Here is a 24,256-nt window from a genome sequence, read left to right as displayed (position 1 = left end):
TAATTAACCTCGTTCCTCAGCCGACCATTGGCTGTAGGGATATTGCGTAAGACGGACGTTGTAATAGCGTTCCAAATGTGAAACATCTGCACCTGCCCAAGCGGGCATGGGGATTACGTCATCCGGTGCATCGAGTTCGACTTCCGCGACAATTAAGCCTGCGTTGTCACCGTGGAATTCATCTATTTCCCACAGTTTGCCGCCAAACTCGATGAAATGGCGGGTCTTTTCAATCAGTGGGCGTTCGCACAACTGATCTAACAATTCCGTTGCTTCAGGCAACGGAATTTTGTATTCGTATTCAGGGCGTTGGATGCCTAAGGTCATGCCTTTGATATTGAGCGTGGCAGTGTCATCCGCAATACGTACCCGCACCGAAGCACGTTTGCTGCTACTCAAATAACCTTGGCGGAAGGCTTCGGAGCGGCTGATTAAGGCTCGCCAGGCATCCGATACCAGTAAAAATTTGCGCTCGATTTCGGTAGCCATTAGAACTTCACTAACGCCGAACCCCAGGTAAAGCCGCCACCAAAGGCCTCCAGCAGGATAATTTCGCCGCGTTTAATGCGTCCATCACGCACTGCGGTATCCAATGCCAATGGCACGGAGGCGGAGGAGGTATTGCCGTGTGATTCGACCGTGACCACAACGTGATCCATCGACATATCCAGCTTTTTCGCAGTGGCTTGAATAATGCGGATATTGGCTTGATGTGGCACTAACCAATTCACATCAGCTTTGGTCATACCATTGGCTTCAAGGGTTTCATCCACAATGCGCCCTAAGGTATTGACGGCAACCTTAAATACTTCGTTGCCACGCATTTGCAGTTGCGGGCCATCGCGTTGCAATACGTCTAAATCGCGTGAAATACCGCCGTTAACGTTTAAGAGCTGGTCGTAAGCGCCATCGGCATGAACGTGTGTGGAAAGGATGCCCGGTTCTTCACTGGCTTCAATCACCATAGCGCCTGCGCCATCGCCGAACAAAATGCACGTACCGCGATCTTCCCAGTTCATGATTTTCGACATGGCTTCTGCACCAACGACCAAGGCACATTTGCTGGTGCCAGTACGCACAAATTTATCGGCAACGCTTAAAGCAAACACAAAACCGGCACACGCGGCATTCACATCAAACGCTGCCGCACCGTTGCGAATACCGAGCTTACTTTGCAGCAAACACGCCGTGCTGGGAAACACCAAATCGGGAGTGGATGTGCCGACAATAATTAAATCAACATCTTCAGGGCGCTTTCCCGCCATTTCTAAGGCACGGCGAGCAGCGTGTTCTGCCAAATCGGAGGCGCTTTCCGTTTCGACAACGTGACGTTCACGGATACCGGTACGTTCAAAAATCCACTCATCAGTGGTATCCACTATCTTTTCCAGATCGTGGTTGGTCAGGATTTTTTCCGGCAAGTAACTGCCAGTACCAGTAATGCGAGAATAGATCATGCGCTCTGCCTCTGTGTATGCAAACTTTCTAGTTGTTTATGAATACGTTGTGGAACATTGCTAATAACGGCACTGCGGGCAATGCCAATAGCGTTAGCAAACGCTAAACTATCCGCACCACCGTGACTTTTCACCACAATACCCTGCAAACCTAGCAAACTTGCCCCATTATAGCGCCTAGGGTCGAATTTGCGCCGGAATGATTTCAACACAGGCATGGAAATTAAGGCGGCTAATTTGGTAAACAGATTGGCGCTGTAACCGGCTTTGAGCTGCGCTGAAACCATTTTCGCCAAACCTTCGCTGGTTTTCAGTGCCACATTGCCGACAAACCCGTCACAAACCACCACATCCACATCACCTTGGTAAATGTCATCGCCTTCCACATAGCCAATGTAATTCAACGCGCTACCTTGCAGTAATGCATTCGCGGCTTTTACCTGCTCATTGCCTTTAATCGCTTCTTGACCAACATTGAGCAAACCCACTTTAGGGTTGGGATTATTGTCGATGGCTTTGACCAATTCTGACCCCATCAGCGCAAATTGGTACAGATGCTCGGCTTCAGAATCAACATTCGCGCCCAAATCCAGCATGTGGGTATGCCCCTTCATCGCAGGCAACACGGTACAAATAGCCGGGCGATCAATACCGGGTAAGGTTTTCAAGACAAACCGGGCGGTTGCCATCAGCGCCCCCGTATTACCGGCACTGACAGCCGCATTCGCTTCACCCGCTTTAACCAGATTAATGGCTACCCGCATGGAAGAATCTTTTTTGTTTTTCAAGGCAACAGCAGGGGATTCATCCATTTGCACCACTTGTGAGGCATGATGAATACGCAAATTAGGTGTCGATAGCGCCTTATGCTGTTCAAGTGCGGCGTTAATTTGGGTTTCATCGCCCACCAGAATCAGCTCAAGATCTTGGTATTGTTTCAATGCATTCAGAGCGGCCGGAACCACTACCGATAAACCGTGATCGCCACCCATCGCATCCAGCGCAATGCGATACTGTTCTGCCATGCTATCCCCTTTATTGCTCGCTTGAAAAAAAATCGCGGGTCATGCCCGCGATTTTTGTTGAGTGTGTTGAGAACCAGCGTAATGTGTTACCACTTACGCTTCGTCTTCCACTGCAACCGCTGTTTTGATGATCTGACGACCACGGTAGAAACCGTCTTTGGTCATGTGATGACGCAGGTGAGTTTCACCTGAAGTGGCATCCACTGACAAAGTAGGGTTAGAGAGCGCGTCGTGTGAACGGCGCATACCGCGTTTTGAACGAGTCATTCGAGCTTGACCGACTGCCATAGTCTGTTACTCCGGTTTTTTCCAATTTTTTAACACTGCAAACGGATTTTTCTTGGCACTGGCCGCAACATCCGCTTGCTCATTTTCTGTAACAGGCTCATCCGATGGCAACGCTTCAATCAACTTGCGCAACGGTTCACACTGTTCGTGCTTCGCCACTAAGGGCAGAGCCAGAAGAATTTCATCTTCAACGAAATCCTGTATAAATAGCCGTTCGTCCTCGATCAACCAAGCCTCTAAGCCTTCTTGTTCGGGGCGTTCATCCGACTCAAACGTTGTCAGTGCTACTTGCAGTGGCACATCAAGGGGAAACGTCACCGGCTGCATACAGCGCTGGCATTCCAACACAATATTGCCACGGATATGCCCCTTGATCATCGGGCGACCACCCACACTGCGGGTGAAGTCCAATGTAACCGCCATATCCTCCGTACCAGCCAAGGCAACTTCCGCTAAGCGCGGCAATTGCTGCAACGGCACAACACCGGCTAAGCATCTTCCTTGCTCAACCAGTTTGAAGGGATTAACGTCTACGGGTAGTCTGTTCAACATAAGCGCGGGATTATATGAATCCAGCCTATGATGTGTAAAGGAATTTCTAGCCTTTTTACTTGGGTAATACGTATATCTTGCGTATCATGCGCTACTTTCCTACCAGATAGGCGATAGCAGGCTTAATCATGACCCGACGACTGATCCTTGGCTCGACCTCCCCGTATCGGCGCGAATTGATGCAGCGCTTGGCGATTCCCTTTGAAACTGCCGCACCGGATATTGACGAAACCCGCTTTGATGGCGAAAGCGCCCTTGACATGGTATTACGCTTATCCTTGCAAAAAGCCCAAGCGGTCGCGGCACAATACCCCGACGCGCTGATTATTGGCTCGGATCAATGCGCGGTATTGCATGAGCAAGTCATTGGCAAACCGGGTAGCCATGACAATGCAGTGCAGCAATTGCAAAACTCCTCTGGGCAAACCGTCGCCTTCCTGACCGGTTTGTGCTTGTATGACAGTCTCGATGGGTCGTATCAATTGGATGTCGTACCGTTTGCGGTGGATTTCCGGGAGTTGACCGATGCGGAAATTGATGCCTACCTGCGCAAAGACCAGCCGTATAACTGTTCAGGCAGTTTCCGCTCGGAAAGTTTGGGAATTACCTTGTTTAAACGTATGCATGGCGACGACCCCAGTGCTTTAATGGGGTTGCCACTGATTCGCTTGAGTCAAATGCTTAAACAGGCGTGCGTGGATTTATTGGCGGCTTAATTCGTCACGCAATTGTGCCAATACCGGTGCGGTATCAGGGCGCACACCGCGCCAGATAAAGAACGCTTCAGCCGCTTGCTCAACCAACATCCCCAAACCATCCAAGGCTTGAGCAGCACCTTGCGCCCTGCCCCATGCCACAAATGCGGTGGGCTTGGCGCTATACATCATGTCATAAGTGCAGCCATTCTCTGCTAAACAACCATCAGGCAGCGGTGGTAACTCGCCCTGCAAGCTGGCAGCCGTGCCATTGATAATCAGATCAAACTGCCCGCTGATGTCCGCAAAGCCACCGCCGGACACTTTCCCGAACTCCGCAAAATCCTGCGCCAATTCCACCGCTTTCTCGGCAGTACGGTTGGCAATGAACAGGCTCGCGGGCTGCATTTCCAGCAACGGTTGCAAAACACCACGCACTGCCCCGCCTGCGCCTAACAGCAGAATGCGCTTACCCTGTAAGCTAATATCGTGGTTTTGCTGCAAATCACGCACGATGCCGATGCCGTCGGTGTTATGCCCGATCATCGTGCCATCGTCACGGAAAGCCAGCGTATTCACGGCTTTGGCACGGGCGGCGTAATCGCTGAGTTCGTCTGCCAGTTCCCACGCTTCTTGCTTGAAGGGAACGGTGATATTGCAACCTTTGCCGCCTGCGATGAGGAACATCATTACATCTTGGGCGAATTCTTCCGGCTCGGCACAGATTGCGCCGTATTCCACCGCTTCGCCGGTTTGTGCGCCGAAGAGGGTGTGGATGCGCGGGGATTTGCTGTGGGCGATGGGGTTGCCGAATACGGCGTAACAGTCCGATAGTAAGTTAGGTGTCATCAACAAACGCTACCAAGTCAAATCCACCGGATGTTACACGCGCCTAGGCTACAATGCCAACTCCACTTCTTGTGATGCGCTAACGGTTGATGATTGCTCAGTCGGTAACACCTGACTTCCTGACCGAGAGAACAGCGCAAGATCCAGTGCCCCACCACAGCTTAAGATTGGCAAAATATTTTCCCGCCATTTAGCTTCCAGTTTGACTAAATGTGCTTGCATGGCATCACCGCGCAACGTTTTACCCTCATGCGTAATCGCCATATTGTCACGCTGGAATTGCTCATAGACAAAGCTGACTAATTGTTTGGCATCCGTTGTCCCCGACACCAACGCTGCATAATAAAACTGAGCATCGAACAGTTTCAGGCGCATTTGGCTGCGAGTATAAGGTAGCGCAATTTGATAACCCTGTTGCGCCAGTAACACTTGATTCAAACGCCGTGCAGGCTGGGTATCGGTTGACGCATAATGGGGGGCAATCATATGCGCATTGTACATCAGCATCAGGGCGCGAATTGCATCCTCTTGAGAAGATAAGCCATTGATAAGATCACGAAAACCGACAACGCCATTTTCAGCCAAACGTTCTATCAAGTGCATATAAACAGCTTTCTTGAGGGTGTATTTTCCTGTTGACAAGGTAAATTCCAGCGCCGCATCGTCAAGCTGTGCAGGTTTTGCTAACATCCAGCGCGTGTTTTCAAAGCGGCGTAGTTTGGTTTTTTCATCCAAATACCCATTAACGCCGCGCGTATAAATGTCACTTCTGAAACTAGAATTGAGGTAAACATCCAAAAATAACTCTTGAGTATTGCGATCACCGACCTCTTTCAGCAACGCCTTGACCTTGTTAGGCAGTAGAGTACGCGCATGGCTAGCGGTCAGAGAAGCAGCGCCCATGAATTCCAACTTCGCGGTATTCATTAGGGAACCTCTAAAAACCCACTGATACCCACACAAATGTGAGAAAATGCTCATCTGAGCCACCGCCCCGTTACTAGCCATGCCCAAGAAAAGTGCCATCAAAACCAGTCTGTTTGCCGCCGAAGAGCGTGAACAGAAACTCGACCGCAAGGGCGACCTGCTGTCCACCCTGAACCAGCACGTCAACTTTGTCGCCTTGGCAGGAGAAATCGACCACATCGCCCCACGCCCCAGTGACAAGCGAGGAGGCCGTCCACCCTACCCAACGGAACTGATGGTACGGGTCTTGGTGTTGCAACACCTGTACAACCTGTCGGACGAGGCATTGGAATACCAATTGCTTGACCGGCTGTCGTTCCAACGGTTTTGTGGCCTGCGTCATTCCAGCACGATCCCGGATGCCAATACCTTGTGGGTATTCCGTGAACGGATCAGTGCGGCAGGTGGTGCGGATGCCCTGTTTGATGCCGTCCAACGGCAATTACAACAACACGGTTTTATTGCCCGTGGTGGTCAAATCGTTGATGCCACGCTGGTGGAAGCCCCTAAACAACATTTCCACAAAGAAGAAAAGCGCTGTTGGAACAAGCGGCAACACCTGCTGACTGGACACCTGCCAACGTCGCCAAAAGGATACGGAAGCAAGCTGGACGAAAAAACACGGTAAAAGTTACCACGGCTACAAACTCAGTATCAGTGCCGATCGGAAATACAAACTCATCCGCAAACACCACATCAGCACCGCCAAAGAACATGACACCAACCATTTTGAAGCGGTGCTTGACCGAGCCAACACCAGCCGTGACGTATGGGCGGACAAAGGTTACGAAGACCAATCCCGTGAACAACGCCTCAACCAAGGTAGCTGGCGGTTACACATCCAGCACAAAGCCAAGAAAGGCAAGCCGCAATCCGACTGCCAGAAGCGCCGCAACACCCGCATCGCCAGACCCCGCGCACGGGTTGAGCATGTGTTTGGGTCAATCTGTGCGATGGGAGGCAAAGCCATCCGCAGCATCGGGTTGGCACGGGCAGTATTCGGCCTCAGCATTAAGGCAACCGTGTATAACTTGCGGCGGCTTTGTTCACTCAAAGAGGGCGGAGTTGTGCCCATTTGATGGAGAAATTCCCGAAAAAACAGCAAAAATGCGGAAAAACCACCTGATTGTGGCTTGGTGTGCTAAAAATTGAGATGGGTTGGTGTTTTTTTAACAAAATGTCGATAGACCAACGCTAACCGTTGCAATACGCCGGGTTTTTAGAGGTTCCCAAAGTGCTTTGAGATTATGCTCATAATTGTTTTGCTTATCGCCATTGATGTGATGCGTGTGTAACAAATGATGATTGTTATTGAGGTTTACGCCACAGCATTCGCAAGTGAATGTCTTTTTCTGACGAAAATCTAGGGAGATCTGTTGCCAATCAGCAGTATAGCCTGCTGTTTTTGGTCGAATGCTTGGCATGTTTCTAAACCAAGTGCTATAGGTCGAGAGTAAATCAATGACCGAAAAATGATTTAGTATTCGATTCTTCTCAGTGGATTGCGCATCAGCAAAACCTTGGTAATTAATATGCTTGAGACAGTTCTGACAGGGCATTAAAGCAATATCTTTGGCCTTGTTATTCTGATTATCGAAGATTTCAAAATGACCGTCTGGATTATGGTTAGCACGATAACGATGCTCAAATTTACCTGAAGCACGCATATCATCCAAAGTCGCACATTCTGCAAAATGATACCTGTTGCCTTGAGCGGGATTTTTTTCAACGACTGGCACGCCTTTATAGCTGTGATCGGGAATAAACACGACGACCTGATGATCATCATAACTCAGCAGTCCCCCCTTGCTCTTAATCTCACTAAGTTTGACCTTGATACCCGACTGCGAAGTTAAATCTAACTTCTGAAGCGCTGCGCCCATTTGTGTCACACATGCCTTGAGGTCTAGGATAAATGCCGTGTCAATTTTCATCAGAAGGTCGCCAATATTTTCTGCACTTGCTGTTCCGCGTTGGTCAAAATGCGAAATGACACGCGCCGTGATTTTTCGAGATCCTCGGTGCAGACTGATTGTGTCTGGGGTTTACTTCCCTCTGGGCTATTGCAGGCTGATTCTTTGAATACGGGGTGCGATGATGACAAGCCAACAGCCGCAATGTGTGCCTTCATCCACGGGCGTTGTTCAGCAATGACCGACATATCGTAGATATAAGTCAGTACGGATCGCGTTCTTCCTTGAGATAAGTCCATATTGTTGTAGTAGATGTCTTTGTCGGTCAGCGTCGATCCCGTTGTAGCCCATGTCGAGTCAGTATGGCCTTCAATACGAATTTCAGTGATTGAGTTTTTAAAGCTTTTTATCCCATCCTGTTCTATTGTTCCACCCGCACCCGTAAGCACCGTGAGATAGCGTGGGAAAAAATCATCTAAAACTTCTTTAAATTTTGGTGTTAGCTGGTCTTTGCCTATCGCAAATAATATATCGGGTGATTTAAAAGTAAAGGTAAGGCTATTTCGATCAATTTCAGCATCCCATTTTTTCAAGTCTTGGGCGAACTCTTGTTGCAATGCATCATAAATAGCTGTTTTATTCTCTTGATAGGCTTTGACGATTTGCTCAATGCGCTTCTTCTCATCAACGGCTGCGTCTTTATCTTTATTGACAATTTGCATCATTGCAATCGAAATAAATAGAAATACCATCATCAAACCCGACATGAGGTCAGATACGGATAGCCATTGTGATTCATCTGAATGTGATTTTTTCTTCCGCTGCATCACCCATCATCCTTATCGTGCGCGAACAACTTTGTTCATCTCATTAACCAATATTTGGTAGTCTTCGGTAAACTTGCGTGTGATCGTCGTGAGTGCTGAACCTAGCTCGGTCATTGTTCGGTTAAGTTCCTGTTCTAAAGCTTGATCTATTGCCCCTGTTTGCTTTAAGACAGACTCCGCAGTGCTATTGATGGTTGTATGTGCGAAGTTTTTGATTTGAGCTTCTGATTCTTTATAGCCATCCATCATCTGTGCGATGGCTGTTTCAAATGCCTTTAATTGCGTTTGCTGACTATCTTGCAATTGATTAATAAAGCCATAGAAGTCTTCACGGATTTGTGTAACCGAATCAATCAAAGTTGTTTTGATGACTTCTGACTCTCTAGTTAGGTTATCTGATGTCGTTTGCAATGCACCATTAACACGGGATGAGCTGTCATCAAATTCAGTAGCAGTTTTGATAATAGCATTGGATAAGTTCGCTGCACTTTCATTGATGCCTTCGACCAATTGCGATGAAGCCTGCTGTACGGCGGTGATGGTTTCATCAATGCGTTGTTGTATTTGTGGTACAGCTTGCACGGCCTTGTCACGCATATCAGTAAAGACTTGCAAATGATTGTTTAAGCCATCGATTTGGTGTTGGTTAATATCTAAAACTGATTTGAGTTTTTCCATGACAACAGGAATCTGTGCCGTCTCATGACTAATGTTTGCTACGGACGTTTCTGTTTGAGTGATAGCCTGAACACCTTGCGCATATTGTTCAGTCATGTGTTCTAATTGCTGACGATAGTTCTCTTGCCATTGCACCAAGGCTCCAACAGCGGCATTGAGCTGTTTGAAGTTTTCACCAAACTGCTCCGTTAAGTTGTGATTGAAGTCAACAATGACTTGTTTGAGTGCTGTTATTACCTGTTCTGTCGCCGATTTAGACAAGGCTTCCGATACTTTAGCCATTTCAATCCACAACTGTGCCGCAAAAGCACTTTGTTGTTGCATCAGTTGTTGCACTAACTCTTTCGTTTGAATGTGAACCTGATTTTGTTGATTCATGGCATCGTTCAGCGTTTGTAAGGCACTGATGACTTGTTTACGTTGATCGGCAGCATCACTGCGGTGTAATTTTAAGATATTGACTAGACTTGAGTCAGTATTTTCATCACCAATGGATTTGACGATCTGAGCCAGATATTGATTTTGCGTGATTAAGATGCTTTCGATCGAGTCGTCAGTTGGAACTAAGCCATCACTGTTTTCTGATGCTTGTTCTTGCTTGACCAAAAAGCTCTCAAATGCCTTAAAGGTAATCGACAAGAAAACGCCAATAATACTGGTAAAGAAAGCTGTTTGTAGACCCCAAAGCAGATTGGTAATGGAGGCATTCATCTTTTCGGGTGTTGGATCAAAGGCCAATAGACCAATCACAATTCCAGCGAAGGTTCCTAAAATACCCAGTGATGATAATAAAGTTGGGGCATAATCGGTGAAAACTGGTTTTTTTCCACGTAGTCTAAATATCAGTGCAACGATGAAGACAGATAAAATCACCCAAAAGAAAACATCTGTAGTTGCTGACGAAAACTCAGGAGTTGGGTTAATTATTTCTTTTAATTTTTCAATCAGCATGAAGTAAACCCAGTGAAGTGAATAATATCTGTTCCGTTCGTGTCATTTTCCGCATAGCCAGAAACATGCATTGGTTTTCTTCCAATAAGCCCGTTAATTGTGCAAATTTTAACATAAAAATTAAATAAGATGCTGTGATCATGCTCACATTTTCTTCGTAAAAAATTGTCTCTTGCTTCCGTGAGAAGCATACGCCGGGTGTGATTGAGCCGAAGTTCTTGTCGGAAGCGACGCGGGCGTTCTATGAACATGGGGCGAAGCCGCAGCCGGTGAGTCCGCCGCCGGAAGAGGTGAATGCGGATTATCCGTATACGCTGGATTTACGGCGGGTCTGAACTGGGATTCAGGATGGAAGGATGGGCGGGATGCTCATCCTTCTTCGACCACCCAATCATCCACGCTTTTGGTCTCGCTGCTGAAATTGATGCCGATCAGCACTTTTGGGCGCGGGTCAGTGGCGTACCCACCCGCATACCCCCGGTTTTTAATCTGATCCATTGCCGCCTTCGCAGTCTTATCCAATTTGAATTCGAGGATGAAAATGTGGGTCGGGGTCTTCACCACGCAGTCGATACGCCCATTGCTGTCGTTGACTTCTGCCTCGGCGTATTGCCCCAGATAGAAAAATGTCAGGTAAATCAGGCTGTGGTAATAGGCTTCGCGGTCTTGCAGGAAAATTTGGTAAGGGACTTTCTTGAACACCGTTTTGATGACCTCAATGATCGCAGGCACATCGTTGTCATCGAAGGCATCACTGAGTTGTACCACCATCGGGGTGGTATAGGATGGCTCGACATGCGCCCATTCTGACATCAGGAAAATCAGCATGGAATTACGCACTTCGCGGTTAGGGTAGTCCAGCCAATACATGCCGCGCTTGTCTTTGCTTTGCAACGTCAAATAACCCGTCTGGAACATCACCGGAATCAGTTGCAAAGTTTCCAGATCGTAATTACCCAGCATTAACTCATCCACTTTGAACTTATCCAGCCGATACACCTTATCGCGGTGCATCAACTTGGGTAAAAACGTCGGTGTACCGGATTCAAACCAAAAATTGCGGAAATCACCGTTCGCAAACAGGTTTAGCACCGAAAATGGGTTGTACAGGGAGATTTGTAAATCCCACGTATAGCCGTTGTACCAATAACGGATTTTTTCCAGCAATTCAGCGCGGTTGAGTTGGCAATGCTGCTCCAATTCAGGCATGTACGGCGCGAAATAATGCTCCAATTCTTGTTGGGTGTAACCCGTCAAGGTGGCAAAACGGCGGTGCATGGTCAAATCCGCCAGATTATTCAGGTCGGAAAAAATCGACACGCGGCTGAATTTCGATACGCCCGTGATCAGCAAAAATTCCAGATACGTGTCGCTGTCTTTGATGACAGAGCAATAACGATTTTCCGAAGCGGCGCGGGCGCGACAGGAAGAAGTATTTCCCCGTCGTGAGTAAGCGGTGGATGGTTTCCGTTTTGTCCACATACAGGCAGTCACGGCTGCGAAGCTCGGAAAAGGTTTGGATACCGACAGGTAGGGGTTGCAACATGGCGATGTTCTGTTTTCAGTGGCGATGGAGCTAGGATAGCATTTTCTGGGTATTTCTGATTGATGCTATCTGTCGATCATGCCACCGCCCCAACACCGCCAGCGCAACCACAGCCCCCAGTAACGCCAGCGCCATATCCGATTGCGTATCCCACACATAACCTTGCGTACCCAAAAACGCTTCAGCCGATTCGCCCGAAAATTCCGCGACCGCCCATTCAATCAGCTCGTAGAGCGCACTGAATGCCAGACAGAAACTCACAATGAAGAAATTCATCCAGCCGCGCCCGTTAATGATGGCTTTGCGGATGAGGATTTCGCGGGCAATCAGCGCAGGCACAAAACCCTGCACAAAATGCCCCACTTTGTCGTAATTGTTGCGCTCAAAGCCGAACCATTCCTTGAACCAGTCAAACAGCGGCACTTCCGCGTAGGTGTAGTGTCCACCCACCATCAAGATGATGCAGTGAAACACAGCAATTCCCGCTATCCATCGGTAATCAGAGCTTCGCAGACCTGCGAGGGCTTTGATTTTTACGGGCACAACCATACCCTCCAAGCCCTGAAAGCCTGCCCGAATACCGCCTGACTTTTGCATAACCCAACACCCTGTTGGAAAACCCCAGTGTACCCTCAAGCCTGATTTTCATCCGCTGCGAATGCCTTTGGGTGTCAGGTCGGCATGTTCGTAACCCCAAATGATGGCAGCATAGAAGGACTCCCAATCGCTAATCAGATGCTCACGGAACATCCCGCGCATCTTCTCCCACAATGCGGTACGGCTCTGTAAGCGGGTGCGGGCGGCTTGGAAGTACTGGCAGCAAGCTTCCTGTATCTGGTCGATCAGGAAGGTCAACATCATCAGGGTGGCGAACACGGTGGAAAGGTGTTGCTTGCCATGACCGTAATTATGTTCGAGGTTGTAACCGAGGTTTTTAAGGGTGTTAAAGGTTTCGTTCTCCACCTTCCAGCGGGAACGGCCTGCGCGTACCACATCCGCCACGTTGTCGGCGGTGAGGGGGATGTCAGTCACGCAGTCATAGATAAAGGTTGTACCGTCGGGGCGTTCCTCCCAGTAGTCGATGTAGTTGACCCGCACGTCTTGGTTGGCATGATTGAGCGGGATGTCGTTGGCATAACGGTAGCCACACCGTAACTTTTTGCTTGTCGTGCCTGCCAATTCTTGGGTACTGCCATTGGCTAACCCGTCCAATACCGTCTTCAGTAATAGGCTGCCACTACGGGCTTTGGCGGTAATGATAAAGCTGTAACCGTTTGACTTCAGAAGACGGATGTGCGGCGCATTGCAGGACAGGGCATCTTGCAGCAGGATCATCTCCATGCGCGGGAAGTCTTGGCGCAATTGGGGGATGAGCCGTTTAGAGGCATTGTGTTCGCAATCATTTTTCTTGCTGCCATCCTGCTTGGTGATAGCCTCTGGGAAAAAGGGTAATACGGTATTCTTGTCAGGGTGAACCAGCACTGCCGCCAGCATCTGGTGGTAATACTCCTCACGTCCGTCCTTGTGTGTCTTAATGCAACAATCCGGGCAAGAGATAGCCCCAGAGCTAAAAATACCTGTTCCATCAATACTGACTAAATACTTTCCTAGAAAACGGTAGCCTTCCAGTATGCCTTGCCGTTGCAGTTCCTGATGGATGGCGCGGAACACCGGGCGCAGACGCTGCGGTTTTACCCCGTCTAATACCGTACGCATTTGGCTGTCACAGGGAGCATCGGGGATGCCAAACAGGGTTTTCAGGTTGTGCCGTCGTGCCTTGTCCCCGCGCTGTTTGTCAAACTGCAACAGTGAGCCGTCTTTCAACGAAAATAGGGCAAGCCCTGACATCAACACGTCAACCAAGGGATAGTCGGGTTTGGTTTTGCGGTGTTCAGTGACTTCGCTGAAACAGCCACGCACACGTTCCAGCAATCCGGGGGCTGAGAGAGTCTTGCGTAGCTTCAGGCTACCGACAAGAGGCAGGGGAGGTGGTTTTGCAGGCATTTCGTTGCACAGTGACTCGTTTTACAAGACCATGATTATACAGTCATTTTAAGATCGGCGGGAATTGCTGAGTGAAACAGGATCAGCACGTACACCAGCGGCGTGAGTGGAAATGACCTGTAGGTAAACGCCAGCACTACAAGCCCAATCAGTGCAGGCACAACTTCCAAAAACCACGTGAAGTAGTCTTTCGGGTGAATACCTGACCACAGCAGCGTGGCAGCAAAAATACCGAGCCAAAGTGTTTTTAACATACGTTGCGGGCGTCCTGTTGGCTATTCTATTGGTAGATGATAGCGCGACGAGTGCTGTTAAGCACGGAGTGGATCTCCGTGGTATATTGATGATTCATCGACCATCTGAGGAAATTTCGATGCAAGCCAAAAACATTACCCATTACAGTCTAGGTGAAGAAATTGCCAATGCCGTCACGCATGGCTTGGGTACCGCAGCAGCGATTGTGGCATTGACCTTAATGATGGTGAAAGCGTCAGGGACACTAGACGCCGCCAATATAGCCGGGGTAGCTGTGTATGGCGCGAGCTTGATCATTTTGTTCCTGTGTTCCACCCTGTACCACAGTTTTTATCACCCGACCGTCAAGGCGGTGTTGAAGCGGCTGGATCACAGCGCCATCTTTGTGCTGATTGCGGGAACTTATACGCCGTTTTTGATGATTACCCTGCATTCCCCATTGGCACGGGTACTGCTGTTTGTGATCTGGGGAATGGCAGTGGCTGGGGTGTTGTTCAAGGTGTTTTTTATCCACCGCTTGAAACGCGCATCCTTGGTGATTTACCTGCTGATGGGCTGGTTGTCGTTGCTGGTGGTGTATGAGCTGTATGTGGCGTTGCCAACCCCCGGTTTTGCGCTGCTGGTGGCGGGCGGGCTTGCCTATACGGTTGGGGCGCTGTTTTATGCGGCGAAGCAATACCACTACACCCATGCTATTTGGCATCTGTTCGTGCTGGGCGGGGCTGCTTGCCATTGCGTGGCGATTGCGGTGTATGTGATCCCGGCGTAATTTAGTGATCTCTCTAATCACAAAAGAGATTTTTTCTCTTTAACTAAGCAATATATTCCTAACCTTGCTAAGATTACCCTAGGTAATACGATTTTTTAACGCAAGGTGTAGCCATGATCATCACCGCCACAGTCGAAAACTGGATGTCTTTCCGCCACCCGACCACCTTTTCGATGGTTGCCAGTCGCGAACGCCAGCACGGTGAACGAGTGCCGAAACTCGCCAAATACCAGACCCGCGTTCTACCCATTGCTGCCATCTACGGCGGGAATGCGTCCGGTAAAACCAACTTTTTCAAGGCACTGCGCTTTGCCCAATGGCTAATAGTCAAAGGCACGCAACCTGACAGCCTGATCCCAGTTGAACCATTCCGGCTGGACAAGGCGGCAGCCACCCAACCCACCCGTTTTGCGTTTGAATTGCTGGTGGATGAAACCATTTACGCCTTCAGCTTTGCCGTGAACCGCAAAGCCGTGCTGGAAGAAAAACTGGTGCAAATCAGCAGCACCAGCGAAAAAGTGCTGTACGAGCGCCGCGACGGCAAACCCAATTTTGATGAATCACTCAAAAAAGACCCGTTTCTCCAGTTTGCCTTTCAGGGAACGCGGGATAACCAGCTCTTCCTCACCAATGCGGTATCGCAAAAAGTAGACACCTTTCGCCCAGTGTATGACTGGTTCAAAGACACGCTGGAACTGGTTGCCCCCGACACGCGCTTTGCAGCCTTCGAGCAATATCTGGATGAAAGCCACCCGTATTTTGCCACCATGAATGCCTTGCTCCCCAAGCTAGATACTGGCATTGCCCGGCTGGGCGAAGTGGAAATTCCGTTTGAAACCCTTTCCCTGTCCGAAACACTCAGAAACAAACTGCTGGAAGAGGTCAAAGAAACCGAAACCGTGCGCCTGCTGGACGCGGCAGACAATGAACGTTTCCTTATTTCCATGAAAGATGGCGAACTGACGGCCAAAAAGCTGGTGACATTCCACACCCGGCAAGGCGAAACCGACGCCCGCTTTGAAATCAGTCAGGAATCAGACGGTTCCCAGCGGGTCATTGACTTGCTGCCCGCTTTTCTGGACTTGTCCGCTCCCGCCAGCCGCAAGGTTTACATCATCGACGAGCTTGACCGCAGCCTCCACACTGTCCTGACCCGGCAGTTGCTAGAATACTACCTTGCCAATTGCACCACTGACAGCCGGGCGCAGTTGCTGTTTACTACTCATGATGTGCTGTTGATGGAGCAAGACTTGTTACGGCGCGATGAAATGTGGGTGGCAGAACGCGATGCCGCTGGTTGTTCCACACTGGTTTCCTTCAGCGAATACCGTGACATCCGCTACGACAAGGACATCCGCAAAAGCTACCTGCAAGGGCGGCTGGGTGGTGTGCCACGCATTTCCGGTGCGACGTTACTTGCACCCTGTTCAGCCCTATAAGGTCGGTAAAACACGATGGCAAAAAGAAGAACCTTTTCTCGCCCCCTTGGCGAACGGCGTTACCGCAAACTGTTTGTCATTGCAGTGGAAGGAGCAAAAACCGAACCACAATACTTTGCGTTATTTAATGACAAACAATCCGTCATCAGGGTGAATTGCATAAAAGGCAATCACGATAGTTCGCCCCCACAAGTGTTGAAGCGGATGACAGACTATCTCAACAAAGAAAGCCTGCAATCGTCGGATGAAGCATGGCTGGTCGTTGACAAAGATCAGTGGACAGATAGCCAGTTGCAACAGCTTCATGCGTGGGCATTACAACGCACGAATTACGGATTTGCCTTGAGTAACCCGAAATTTGAGTACTGGTTGCTGCTACATTTTGAGGATGGCAATGCGATTGCCAGTTCACGCGAATGTTCTGAACGTCTGGAGAAATACTTACCCGGTTACAACAAAGGGATTGATACGCGCAGAATTTCGCCGGATAGTGTTACTGCGGCGATACAACGCGCCAAACAACGTGATAACCCGGTCTGTGCAGACTGGCCACGAGCGATTGGCATGACCACGGTTTACCGGCTAGTGGAAAATATTCTCAGGACAAATACAGGAATACCCTGAGCGCTGATATTTCTACCGACAGTCTCGCCAAATTTTTGTAAAATGCGCCATCACACCAATCGGAGCATCCCCATGACGCAAGCCCGCTGGCAATTCTGGATCGACCGTGGCGGCACATTCACCGACATCGTGGCGCAAACCCCGGACGGCACATTACGCACCCACAAGCTGCTATCCGAAAACCCGGAACGCTACCCCGATGCAGCGATTCAAGGCATTCGCGATTTGCTGGGGTTGGAGGCTGGGCAAGCAATCCCCACCGCACACATCGACACGGTGCGGATGGGTACAACCGTTGCCACCAACGCCCTGCTGGAACACCAAGGCGAACCCGTGCTGCTGGTGACGACTCGCGGTTTCGGCGATGCTTTGCGGATTGGTTATCAGCAACGCCCCCACCTGTTCGCACTCGACATCGAATTGCCACAAATGCTTTACACCGACGTGTTGGAAGTCGACGAACGCATCACTGCCAACGGTGAAATCCTGCAAGCCCCGGATGCGGCGCAAATTCGCCCTGCCCTGCAAGCCGCTTACGCCAAGGGTTTGCGTTCGGTGGCGATTTTGTTCATGCACGCCTACCGCTACCCGCAGCATGAAACACTGGTAGCGGCGATTGCCCACGAAATCGGTTTCACCCAGATTTCCACCAGCCAGGCGGTTAGCCCGCTGATCAAATTCGTGGGGCGCGGCGATACCACGGTGGTGGATGCGTATCTCTCCCCGGTGTTGCGCCGTTATGTCGAGCAAGTGGCGCGGGAATTGCCAAAGACGAAGCTGTTTTTCATGCAATCCAACGGCGGCTTGACCCACGCGAATCACTTTGCGGGCAAGGATGCGATTCTGTCGGGGCCTGCGGGTGGCGTGGTCGGCATGGTGCAAACCGCACAGGCGGCGGGTTTCGACAAATTGATAGGCTTTGACATGGGCGGCACGTCCACCGATGTGTGCCACTTTGCGGGCGAATACGAACGCACGCTGGAAAGCCACATTGCCGGGGCGCGGATTCGTGCGCCGATGATGCTGATCCATACCGTCGCTGCGGGTGGTGGCTCCATCCTGCATTTCGATGGGCAACGTTTCCGCGTTGGCCCCGATTCAGCGGGAGCCAATCCGGGGCCTGCGGCGTATCGGCGCGGTGGCGAACTGACCATCACCGATTGCAATGTGTTGCTGGGCAAATTGCAGGCGGATTATTTCCCGCACATCTTCGGGCGCGAAGGCAATGAGCCGCTGGATGTGGCAGTCGTGCGAGAGAAATTTGCGGAACTGACGAAGAAAATCCCCCTCAATCCCCCTTTTGCAAAGGGGGAGGCAAGAGCGTGGTCGCCGGAATCAGTGGCGGAAGGTTTTGTGAGCGTTGCCGTTGAGAATATGGCAAATGCGATTAAGAAAATTTCGGTGCAGCGCGGCTATGACGTGAGCGAATACGCGCTGTGTTGCTTTGGCGGGGCGAGTGGGCAACATGCGTGTTTGGTGGCGGAAGCGTTGGGAATGCGTAAGGTATTTTTGCATCCGTTTGCGGGCGTGTTGTCGGCGTATGGCATGGGGTTGGCGGATGTGCGCCATATTGTGACGCGCAGTGTGGAAGCGGTGTTGGATGATGTGCTGCTGGTAGGTTTGCAGCAACGGCAGGCGGAATTGGTGGCGGAAACGACGGCGCATATTCGTAGCCAAGGTGTCAGCACAGCGCATATACGGCATGAAACGCGGCTGTATTGCCGTTATGCGGGGTCGGATTCGAGTTTGCTGGTAGCGTGGGATGGAGAAGATGCGGCAGGGATTCGGGCTGCGTTTGAGGGGGGGCATCGGCAGCGGTTTGGGTTTATGGCTGCGGAAAAGGCGTTGATGGTGGCGAGTGTTGAGGTGGAGGGGATTGCTGCGGGTCGGGCTGAAGCCCGACTTCCCCCCTTCCCCAGCCCTTCCCCCGCAAGGGGTGAAGGGAGCAAAGAGCACATCACTTCGCATCGGGTGTTTATGCGTGGGGAATGGCGGGATACGCCGTTTTACCAGAGGGATTCGTTACAAATCGGACAAGCCATAACCGGCCCCGCAGTCATTTTGGAAAGTACCGGGACGGTGGTGATTGAACCGGGTTGGAAAGTCCAACTGACCCATCAGGGCAATCTGGTAATGGAACAACTCCCCTCTTCCTCTTCACGCCCTGCCCCCCTTGCGGGGGAAGGGTTGGGGATGGGGGGTAAGGAGGCGGAAGCCTCCCCCAACCCCATCCGCCTAGAAATCTTCAACAACCTGTTCATGTCCATCGCCGAACAAATGGGCTTCGTGCTGGAACAAACGGCAGTATCAGTCAACATCAAGGAACGCCTAGACTTTTCCTGCGCGATCTTCGACCCGTCCGGCAATCTGGTGGCAAACGCGCCGCACATGCCCGTTCACTTGGGCAGCATGAGCGAAAGCATCAAGGCGGTGATTCATGCCAACATGGGGCAAATGCAAGCAGGCGATACCTACGTTCTCAACGACCCGTATCACGGCGGCACGCACTTGCCCGACATCACCGTCGTCAAACCTGTGTTTGAAGCAAGTGGCAACACCATCATTTTCTACGTCGCCACCCGTGGGCATCATGCGGATGTGGGCGGCATTACCCCCGGTTCGATTCCGCCGCAAAGCCGCACGATTGAGGAAGAAGGCATCCTCCTAACCAATGTCAAACTGGTAGAGCGTGGGTATTTCCGCGAAGCTGAAATCCGTGCATTGCTGGCATCCGGCGCGTACCCCGCACGGAATATCGACTACAACATCGCCGATTTGAAGGCACAACTTGCTGCGTGTACCCGTGGCGAAACCGAACTTACCCGCATGATTGCGCAAATGGGTTTGGCGACGGTGCAAGCCTACATGCGTCATGTGCAGGACAATGCGGAAGCCTCAGTGCGGCGCGTGATTGGCAGCCTCAAAGATGGCAGTTTCCAATATGACATGGACGATGGCAGCCGCATTTGCGTGCAGATTACCGTGGATGCAACCAGCCGTTCCGCCACGCTGGATTTCACTGGAACCAGCCCGCAACACCCCGGCAACCTGAATGCGCCAACTGCGATTACCCGCGCGGCGGTGCTATACGTATTCCGCTGTCTGGTGCAAGACAATATCCCGCTCAACGAAGGCTGCTTGAAACCGTTGCACATTATCATTCCCCCCGGCTCAATGCTGAACCCGCAATACCCGGCGGCAGTGGTGGCGGGCAATGTGGAAACCTCGCAATACGTGGTCGACGCGCTGTTTGGCGCACTCGGCATGATGGGCGCGGCGCAAGGCACGATGAACAACGTGACGTGGGGCAATGCACAACACCAGTATTACGAAACCCTGTGCGGCGGCGCGGGTGCAACCGCGAAGGCGGACGGCGCGAGTGCGGTGCATACTCACATGACCAATTCGCGTTTGACTGATCCCGAAATTCTGGAAACACGATTTCCGGTGCGGTTGGAAGCGTTTCACATTCGCCCGCATTCGGGTGGCAACGGCAAACAGCGCGGTGGTGATGGCGTGGTGCGTAAAACCCGGTTTCTGGAACCGATGACCGTGAGCATTGTGTCGGGGCATCGCAAGGTTGCGCCGTATGGCATGGCAGATGGCAGAAATGGGCAATGCGGCGTGAATCGTGTATTACGTGCCGATGGCTATTTGCAAACACTGGAAGGGATTGCGCAGGTGGAGGTGGAAGCGGGCGATGTGCTGACAGTGGCTACACCGGGCGGCGGCGGGTTTGGCGTTTAATACGCCCTACCCCTGTCACCATCAATTATTGGCTAACAGCGCCATTTTGCTACGGTCAAGAATCTGGATAGCTTGGCGCTTCTCCACCACCAAACCGTCACGCTTCCACTGTGCAAACAAACGGCTAACCGTTTCGATGGTTAAGCCCAGAAATTGCGCAATTTCAAGACGAGAAAGCACCAACGGCGTCCATTTATTCACCTGCGTGGCTTCGCACCATGACAGTAGGAAACCGGCGAGGCGTTCCTGAGAACGTTTTGCCCCCAGTTCCAGCAAACGCTCATCAGCGTGCTGCAATTCCCGGATACAACGCGCCATGATCAAACGTTCAACTTCGGGGCGGAAAACACCTAAGGCATTCAGGTTAACGACGGCAATACGGCACACACTCGCCTCTTTCAACGGCACTGCACTGTGGTTGTAACGTACATCGACTAAACCATCAAAACCAAAAATTTCACCGGCTCTCACAATGCGGATAATTTGATTTTTACCGTTCTCACTGGTTTTAAATAATTTTACGTATCCATCATGCAGCAGATACAGGTGCTGGGCACTGACGCCTGCATGGTAAATGGTTTCAGCGGCAGTGTAGTCAAGCGCGTCACTCTCGACACATCTCAGCATGTGATGGATGTCTTCCGCCAACTCATTGAAAAAAGCGAACTCATGCACCGGACACCGCTTTAATTGCCCACCGCTTACCTGTAATTCCATGACAATTACTCTTCCTTTACCAGTTTTCAGTATTAGAGAGCACTGATAAATATGCATTGCTATTTATCAAAAATTTAACAGACTCATCAGCGTCAGTACATCAACCTAAGGTAAACTTACACTCAGGTATACGTAACTGACTCTGGGAGCACCATAATATGACAACCAATAATCCGCGCTTCGTCAGCCTGCTGACACGTGAAACCCTTGCCTTGGTACTTGCAGGTGGGCGCGGCTCGCGTTTATATGAACTGACCGATCGCCGCGCCAAACCAGCGGTTTACTTCGGTGGAAAATTCCGCATCATCGACTTCCCCCTGTCCAACTGCGTGAATTCTGGGATTCGCAAAATCGGTGTACTCACCCAATACAAAGCTCACTCCCTCATCCGGCATTTGGTACACGGCTGGTCAAACTTCCGCACGGAATTAGGCGAGTTTGTGGAAGTGTTACCGGCCTCGCAACGCACCACGGGCAACTGGTATGCGGGTACTGCCGATGCGATTTACCAAAACCTTGATATTGTCGAAACCTTACGCCCCAAATATGTCTTAGTTCTCGCTGGGGATCACATTTACAAAATGGACTACGGTGAAATGCTGGCTTATCACGTCGAAAAAGGCGCAGATATGACGGTAGCGTGCGTGGGTGTTCCCTTGGAAGATGCCAAAGGCTTTGGGGTCATGACGGTCGATGAACATCACCGCGTGGTGGGGTTTGACGAAAAACCGGCTGAACCCTGCCCAATGCCCGGTTCGAGCGACACTGCCTTAGCGTCGATGGGGAATTACATTTTCAACACCGATTTTTTGTTTGAGCAATTGCACAAAGACGCTGCCAACCCTGAATCCAGCCGCGATTTCGGCAAAGACATCATCCCCTCACTGATTGCGGAACATGCGGTATACGCTTACCCCTTCCGTGACCCAATAACCGGCAAACAACCCTACTGGCGCGATGTGGGAACGATTGATGCCTTCTGGGAAGCCAATATGGAATTGGTCTCGGTCGAACCGGAACTGAATTTGTACGATGAGACTTGGCCTATCCTTACTTATCACCGCCAGCTACCCTCGGCGAAATTCGTGTTTCGTGATCCAGGCCGCGAAGGTAAAGCACTGGATTCCGTGGTATCCGCAGGTTGCGTCATTTCCGGTGCTGCCGTCATCAACTCGCTGCTGTTCTCGAATGTCAAAGTGCATTCCTATAGCACCGTGCAAGATTCGGTGTTACTCCCCGAAGTGCGGGTCGGGCGGCATTGCCGGATCAGCCGCGCCGTGATTGACCGTGGCTGTGATTTACCAGAAGGCACGGTGATTGGCGAAGACCCGGTAGCGGATGCCCAACGTTTCCGCGTCACCCCCAAGGGCATTACCTTGGTCACACCGGAAATGCTGGGGCAAAAAGGTTCAGCCAGCGTTGGTTAACGCACGCTCAGGCACGCGCCCCTTTGTAATACTGATAAGCCGTTTTCACGAGTTGCATGGTATGTAACAAAGGCTTGCTCAACACCCGATGCGTACTAATATGGAAATTGGCCATTTTACGGCGCTCTGCCCACAAATGGTCAATCATCGGGTGATTGGGAATGGCGCACGAATCCAGCCAAAGCAACGGCGTGTTATCCAGCGTGCAATAAATATTTTCCAATTCTAACAACACACCGGGCGAATACGCCGCGTAAGCCTCGTTGTAGGCAATTTTAAGTGCGTACCCGCCTTGGGTCGCACTGGTCAAATTCAGCTTGATAGCAATCACTTCACCATCTAGGGACAGTTTCAGCATCATCAATTGCCCCTGTGCTGCCGCATTGCGGATTAAGTTTTCGGCAAACTGACGCTCGCCAGAATGGCATCCCATTGCTGAGAGCGCCCGCCCTTTCCAGCCTTGTTGCTCCAGATTGAGGAAATCCTTGATCCAATCACTCAAACCGTGACTTTGCCCCGGCAGCAATGCCTGACATTCCAACTCCCCCAACGCCTCCAAACGCCGCCGCAACCGACTGTATTCCTTAAGCTTCTTTTTACGCTGATGGGTACTGACATACGCATCACCGGAAAGCCCTGCGGTCAATACCGCACGTTCCCATGTATCGCGCTCATTCACCCAACCACCCTGTTGCTGCGTAAACAAGCGTAATTGCTGCGCAAACTTACCGTCGGTGGGGACTTTATTCAGCGAAAACGCCATAGCCCCCGAATGCTCATGCAACCAAGCAAATATTGCTTGGAGGGTTTCTTCCGCATAATCCTGATGCACCAAGGGTGTACCAAGCGGGCAATGCGGATGCAACCAATTCATCCAATGACAGGCAGGAAATTTCTGATAGGTTTGGGTTCTGACCAGCGGCAATAAACCCGTTAGGTGTGAATGCGCAGTATCCGCCCACACCAATAACACGACAACCGGCAGTTCTGGTGACACGAGCGCGTCTAAGGCAGGCAATAACGCCCAGCTTTCATAAAACACATTGGGTTCAAGTGCCTGGCGTGTGAGCAAGTCCCAAGCCGGGACAATATCACGCAATTCACGTATGGCGGTTACTAGTTGCGTAATCAAAGTGGATACCCGTTTATCGTTATTGAATCACTGTATGCGCACCATTGTGTTCCTAATGAGCCAATAAGCTTAAGCAAATACCCGACAAACGTAGCAATATGAGCGACAACAAAAAGCGGGACGTAGCCCGCTTTTTATATCCTGACAATGCAGTGTATTGCTTAAGCAGCAAGCCACTCTTTGTAAGCTTCCATGTCTTTTTCCTGACCAGCAGCATAGCCCGCTTCATAGGCTTCAGTCAGACGCTGCTCTTCACGCATTGGGTTGAGCAGGTAGCCACCTTGCCAGCCTTGCAGGAATTCAGCGTCAACGCCTGCTTTTTCCATTTCTACGACAGCGTTGTAGTACTGCATATTCATTGTCATGTCCTCTCTAATCAAAAATGAAAATAAACC

At 50.7% G+C, this 24,256-nt stretch carries 25 protein-coding genes and 1 pseudogene; 8 read left to right on the top strand and 18 right to left on the bottom strand.

Translation table 11 applies throughout. From position 1 onward, the window contains the following. Positions 1 to 3: 3 nt before the first annotated feature. From L2Y54_RS13190 to L2Y54_RS13170, 5 genes are all read right to left on the bottom strand, one after another. Entirely contained in the window at positions 4 to 489 is a 486-nt protein-coding gene (locus L2Y54_RS13190; RefSeq protein ID WP_236496669.1) for a CYTH domain-containing protein, read from the bottom strand. Continuing rightward, positions 489 to 1,457 (bottom strand): beta-ketoacyl-ACP synthase III, encoded by a 969-nt coding sequence (locus L2Y54_RS13185; protein ID WP_311196189.1) that lies wholly within the window; start codon positions 1,455 to 1,457, stop codon positions 489 to 491. Before L2Y54_RS13185 ends, L2Y54_RS13190 begins: the two co-directional genes overlap by 1 nt. Beyond that, complete coding sequence (plsX, locus tag L2Y54_RS13180; RefSeq protein WP_236496668.1) at positions 1,454 to 2,482, bottom strand: phosphate acyltransferase PlsX; 1,029 nt, start codon at positions 2,480 to 2,482, stop codon at positions 1,454 to 1,456. The genes L2Y54_RS13185 and plsX overlap by 4 nt, the downstream gene beginning before the upstream one ends. A gap of 93 nt (positions 2,483 to 2,575) precedes the next feature. Continuing rightward, positions 2,576 to 2,770 carry a 50S ribosomal protein L32 gene (gene rpmF, locus L2Y54_RS13175; RefSeq protein WP_093066588.1) on the bottom strand — a complete coding sequence of 65 codons (195 nt, stop codon included), beginning with the start codon at positions 2,768 to 2,770 and terminating at the stop codon, positions 2,576 to 2,578. Positions 2,771 to 2,776: 6 nt separating this feature from the next. Further along, positions 2,777 to 3,322, bottom strand: a complete 546-nt coding sequence (locus L2Y54_RS13170) for a YceD family protein (RefSeq protein ID WP_236496667.1) — start codon at positions 3,320 to 3,322, stop codon at positions 2,777 to 2,779. A gap of 128 nt (positions 3,323 to 3,450) precedes the next feature. On the opposite strand from L2Y54_RS13170, the gene L2Y54_RS13165 reads away from it, so the two are divergent. Then, positions 3,451 to 4,038 (top strand): Maf family protein, encoded by a 588-nt coding sequence (locus L2Y54_RS13165; RefSeq protein WP_236496665.1) that lies wholly within the window; start codon positions 3,451 to 3,453, stop codon positions 4,036 to 4,038. On the opposite strand, the gene aroE is transcribed toward L2Y54_RS13165, so the two are convergent. Next, positions 4,024 to 4,866 carry a shikimate dehydrogenase gene (gene aroE, locus L2Y54_RS13160; protein WP_236496664.1) on the bottom strand — a complete coding sequence of 281 codons (843 nt, stop codon included), beginning with the start codon at positions 4,864 to 4,866 and terminating at the stop codon, positions 4,024 to 4,026. The two genes, L2Y54_RS13165 and aroE, sit on opposite strands and share 15 nt — an antisense overlap. Positions 4,867 to 4,914: 48 nt before the next feature. Next, complete coding sequence (locus L2Y54_RS13155; protein ID WP_236496662.1) at positions 4,915 to 5,793, bottom strand: methyltransferase regulatory domain-containing protein; 879 nt, start codon at positions 5,791 to 5,793, stop codon at positions 4,915 to 4,917. A 79-nt stretch (positions 5,794 to 5,872) separates the two neighbouring features. Here L2Y54_RS13155 and L2Y54_RS13150 point away from each other — a divergent pair. After that, positions 5,873 to 6,911, top strand: a pseudogene (locus L2Y54_RS13150) (IS5 family transposase). A gap of 90 nt (positions 6,912 to 7,001) precedes the next feature. On the opposite strand, the gene L2Y54_RS13145 reads toward L2Y54_RS13150, so the two are convergent. From L2Y54_RS13145 to L2Y54_RS13135, 3 genes are read right to left on the bottom strand one after another with little or no spacing between them, the layout of a single operon-like run. Beyond that, positions 7,002 to 7,766 carry a hypothetical protein gene (locus L2Y54_RS13145; protein WP_236496661.1) on the bottom strand — a complete coding sequence of 255 codons (765 nt, stop codon included), beginning with the start codon at positions 7,764 to 7,766 and terminating at the stop codon, positions 7,002 to 7,004. Continuing rightward, positions 7,766 to 8,572 (bottom strand): OmpA/MotB family protein, encoded by an 807-nt coding sequence (locus L2Y54_RS13140; protein WP_236496660.1) that lies wholly within the window; start codon positions 8,570 to 8,572, stop codon positions 7,766 to 7,768. The genes L2Y54_RS13145 and L2Y54_RS13140 overlap by 1 nt, the downstream gene beginning before the upstream one ends. 12 nt (positions 8,573 to 8,584) lie before the next feature. Further along, positions 8,585 to 10,201: a hypothetical protein gene (locus tag L2Y54_RS13135; protein ID WP_236496659.1), complete on the bottom strand. Its 1,617-nt coding sequence runs from the start codon at positions 10,199 to 10,201 to the stop codon at positions 8,585 to 8,587. Positions 10,202 to 10,401: 200 nt separating this feature from the next. Between L2Y54_RS13135 and L2Y54_RS21715 the strand changes: the two genes are divergently transcribed. Next, positions 10,402 to 10,536: a hypothetical protein gene (locus tag L2Y54_RS21715; protein WP_255697749.1), complete on the top strand. Its 135-nt coding sequence runs from the start codon at positions 10,402 to 10,404 to the stop codon at positions 10,534 to 10,536. Positions 10,537 to 10,570: 34 nt separating this feature from the next. Here the strand turns inward: L2Y54_RS21715 and L2Y54_RS22000 are convergent, their stop codons facing one another. The 5 genes from L2Y54_RS22000 to L2Y54_RS13115 all read right to left on the bottom strand — a co-directional run bounded on the left by L2Y54_RS22000 (position 10,571) and on the right by L2Y54_RS13115 (position 14,005). Further along, a complete protein-coding gene (locus L2Y54_RS22000; RefSeq protein ID WP_479688098.1) occupies positions 10,571 to 10,972 on the bottom strand; it encodes a PD-(D/E)XK nuclease domain-containing protein in 402 nt (133 codons plus the stop codon). A gap of 523 nt (positions 10,973 to 11,495) precedes the next feature. Next, positions 11,496 to 11,747, bottom strand: coding sequence for an AAA family ATPase (locus tag L2Y54_RS21900; protein ID WP_414718428.1), 252 nt, complete (start codon positions 11,745 to 11,747; stop codon positions 11,496 to 11,498). Between the two features lie 30 nt (positions 11,748 to 11,777). Then, entirely contained in the window at positions 11,778 to 12,344 is a 567-nt protein-coding gene (locus L2Y54_RS13125; protein ID WP_236496655.1) for a DUF2238 domain-containing protein, read from the bottom strand. Positions 12,345 to 12,392: 48 nt separating this feature from the next. Continuing rightward, on the bottom strand, positions 12,393 to 13,241 hold the full coding sequence (locus L2Y54_RS21895; RefSeq protein WP_414718475.1) for a transposase: 849 nt from the start codon (positions 13,239 to 13,241) through the stop codon (positions 12,393 to 12,395). Between the two features lie 545 nt (positions 13,242 to 13,786). After that, positions 13,787 to 14,005 (bottom strand): DUF2238 domain-containing protein, encoded by a 219-nt coding sequence (locus L2Y54_RS13115; protein ID WP_236496651.1) that lies wholly within the window; start codon positions 14,003 to 14,005, stop codon positions 13,787 to 13,789. Between the two features lie 119 nt (positions 14,006 to 14,124). On the opposite strand from L2Y54_RS13115, the gene trhA reads away from it, so the two are divergent. From trhA to L2Y54_RS13095, 4 genes are all read left to right on the top strand, one after another. Next, entirely contained in the window at positions 14,125 to 14,775 is a 651-nt protein-coding gene (gene trhA / locus L2Y54_RS13110; RefSeq protein WP_236496649.1) for a PAQR family membrane homeostasis protein TrhA, read from the top strand. A 113-nt stretch (positions 14,776 to 14,888) separates the two neighbouring features. Continuing rightward, positions 14,889 to 16,214, top strand: coding sequence for an AAA family ATPase (locus L2Y54_RS13105; RefSeq protein ID WP_236496647.1), 1,326 nt, complete (start codon positions 14,889 to 14,891; stop codon positions 16,212 to 16,214). A 15-nt stretch (positions 16,215 to 16,229) separates the two neighbouring features. Further along, complete coding sequence (locus tag L2Y54_RS13100; RefSeq protein ID WP_236496645.1) at positions 16,230 to 16,838, top strand: RloB family protein; 609 nt, start codon at positions 16,230 to 16,232, stop codon at positions 16,836 to 16,838. Between the two features lie 72 nt (positions 16,839 to 16,910). Then, positions 16,911 to 20,585: a hydantoinase B/oxoprolinase family protein gene (locus L2Y54_RS13095; RefSeq protein ID WP_236496643.1), complete on the top strand. Its 3,675-nt coding sequence runs from the start codon at positions 16,911 to 16,913 to the stop codon at positions 20,583 to 20,585. Between the two features lie 21 nt (positions 20,586 to 20,606). Here L2Y54_RS13095 and L2Y54_RS13090 read toward each other — a convergent pair whose 3' ends face one another. Then, positions 20,607 to 21,302 carry a Crp/Fnr family transcriptional regulator gene (locus L2Y54_RS13090; RefSeq protein ID WP_236496641.1) on the bottom strand — a complete coding sequence of 232 codons (696 nt, stop codon included), beginning with the start codon at positions 21,300 to 21,302 and terminating at the stop codon, positions 20,607 to 20,609. Positions 21,303 to 21,460: 158 nt separating this feature from the next. Between L2Y54_RS13090 and glgC the strand changes: the two genes are divergently transcribed. Further along, positions 21,461 to 22,729, top strand: coding sequence for a glucose-1-phosphate adenylyltransferase (gene glgC, locus L2Y54_RS13085; protein WP_236496640.1), 1,269 nt, complete (start codon positions 21,461 to 21,463; stop codon positions 22,727 to 22,729). Positions 22,730 to 22,736: 7 nt separating this feature from the next. Here glgC and L2Y54_RS13080 read toward each other — a convergent pair whose 3' ends face one another. Together L2Y54_RS13080 and L2Y54_RS13075 are read right to left on the bottom strand one after the other, a co-directional pair. After that, positions 22,737 to 23,861, bottom strand: coding sequence for a GNAT family N-acetyltransferase (locus L2Y54_RS13080; protein ID WP_236496638.1), 1,125 nt, complete (start codon positions 23,859 to 23,861; stop codon positions 22,737 to 22,739). 161 nt (positions 23,862 to 24,022) lie between these two features. Next, positions 24,023 to 24,220: an Alvin_2107 family globule sulfur oxidation protein gene (locus tag L2Y54_RS13075; protein ID WP_028487893.1), complete on the bottom strand. Its 198-nt coding sequence runs from the start codon at positions 24,218 to 24,220 to the stop codon at positions 24,023 to 24,025. Between the last annotated feature and the right edge of the window lie 36 nt (positions 24,221 to 24,256).

This window comes from Thiothrix winogradskyi (assembly GCF_021650935.1).
Taxonomy (GTDB): Bacteria; Pseudomonadota; Gammaproteobacteria; order Thiotrichales; family Thiotrichaceae; genus Thiothrix; species Thiothrix winogradskyi.
This window is presented reverse-complemented; position numbering and strand designations above follow the sequence as displayed.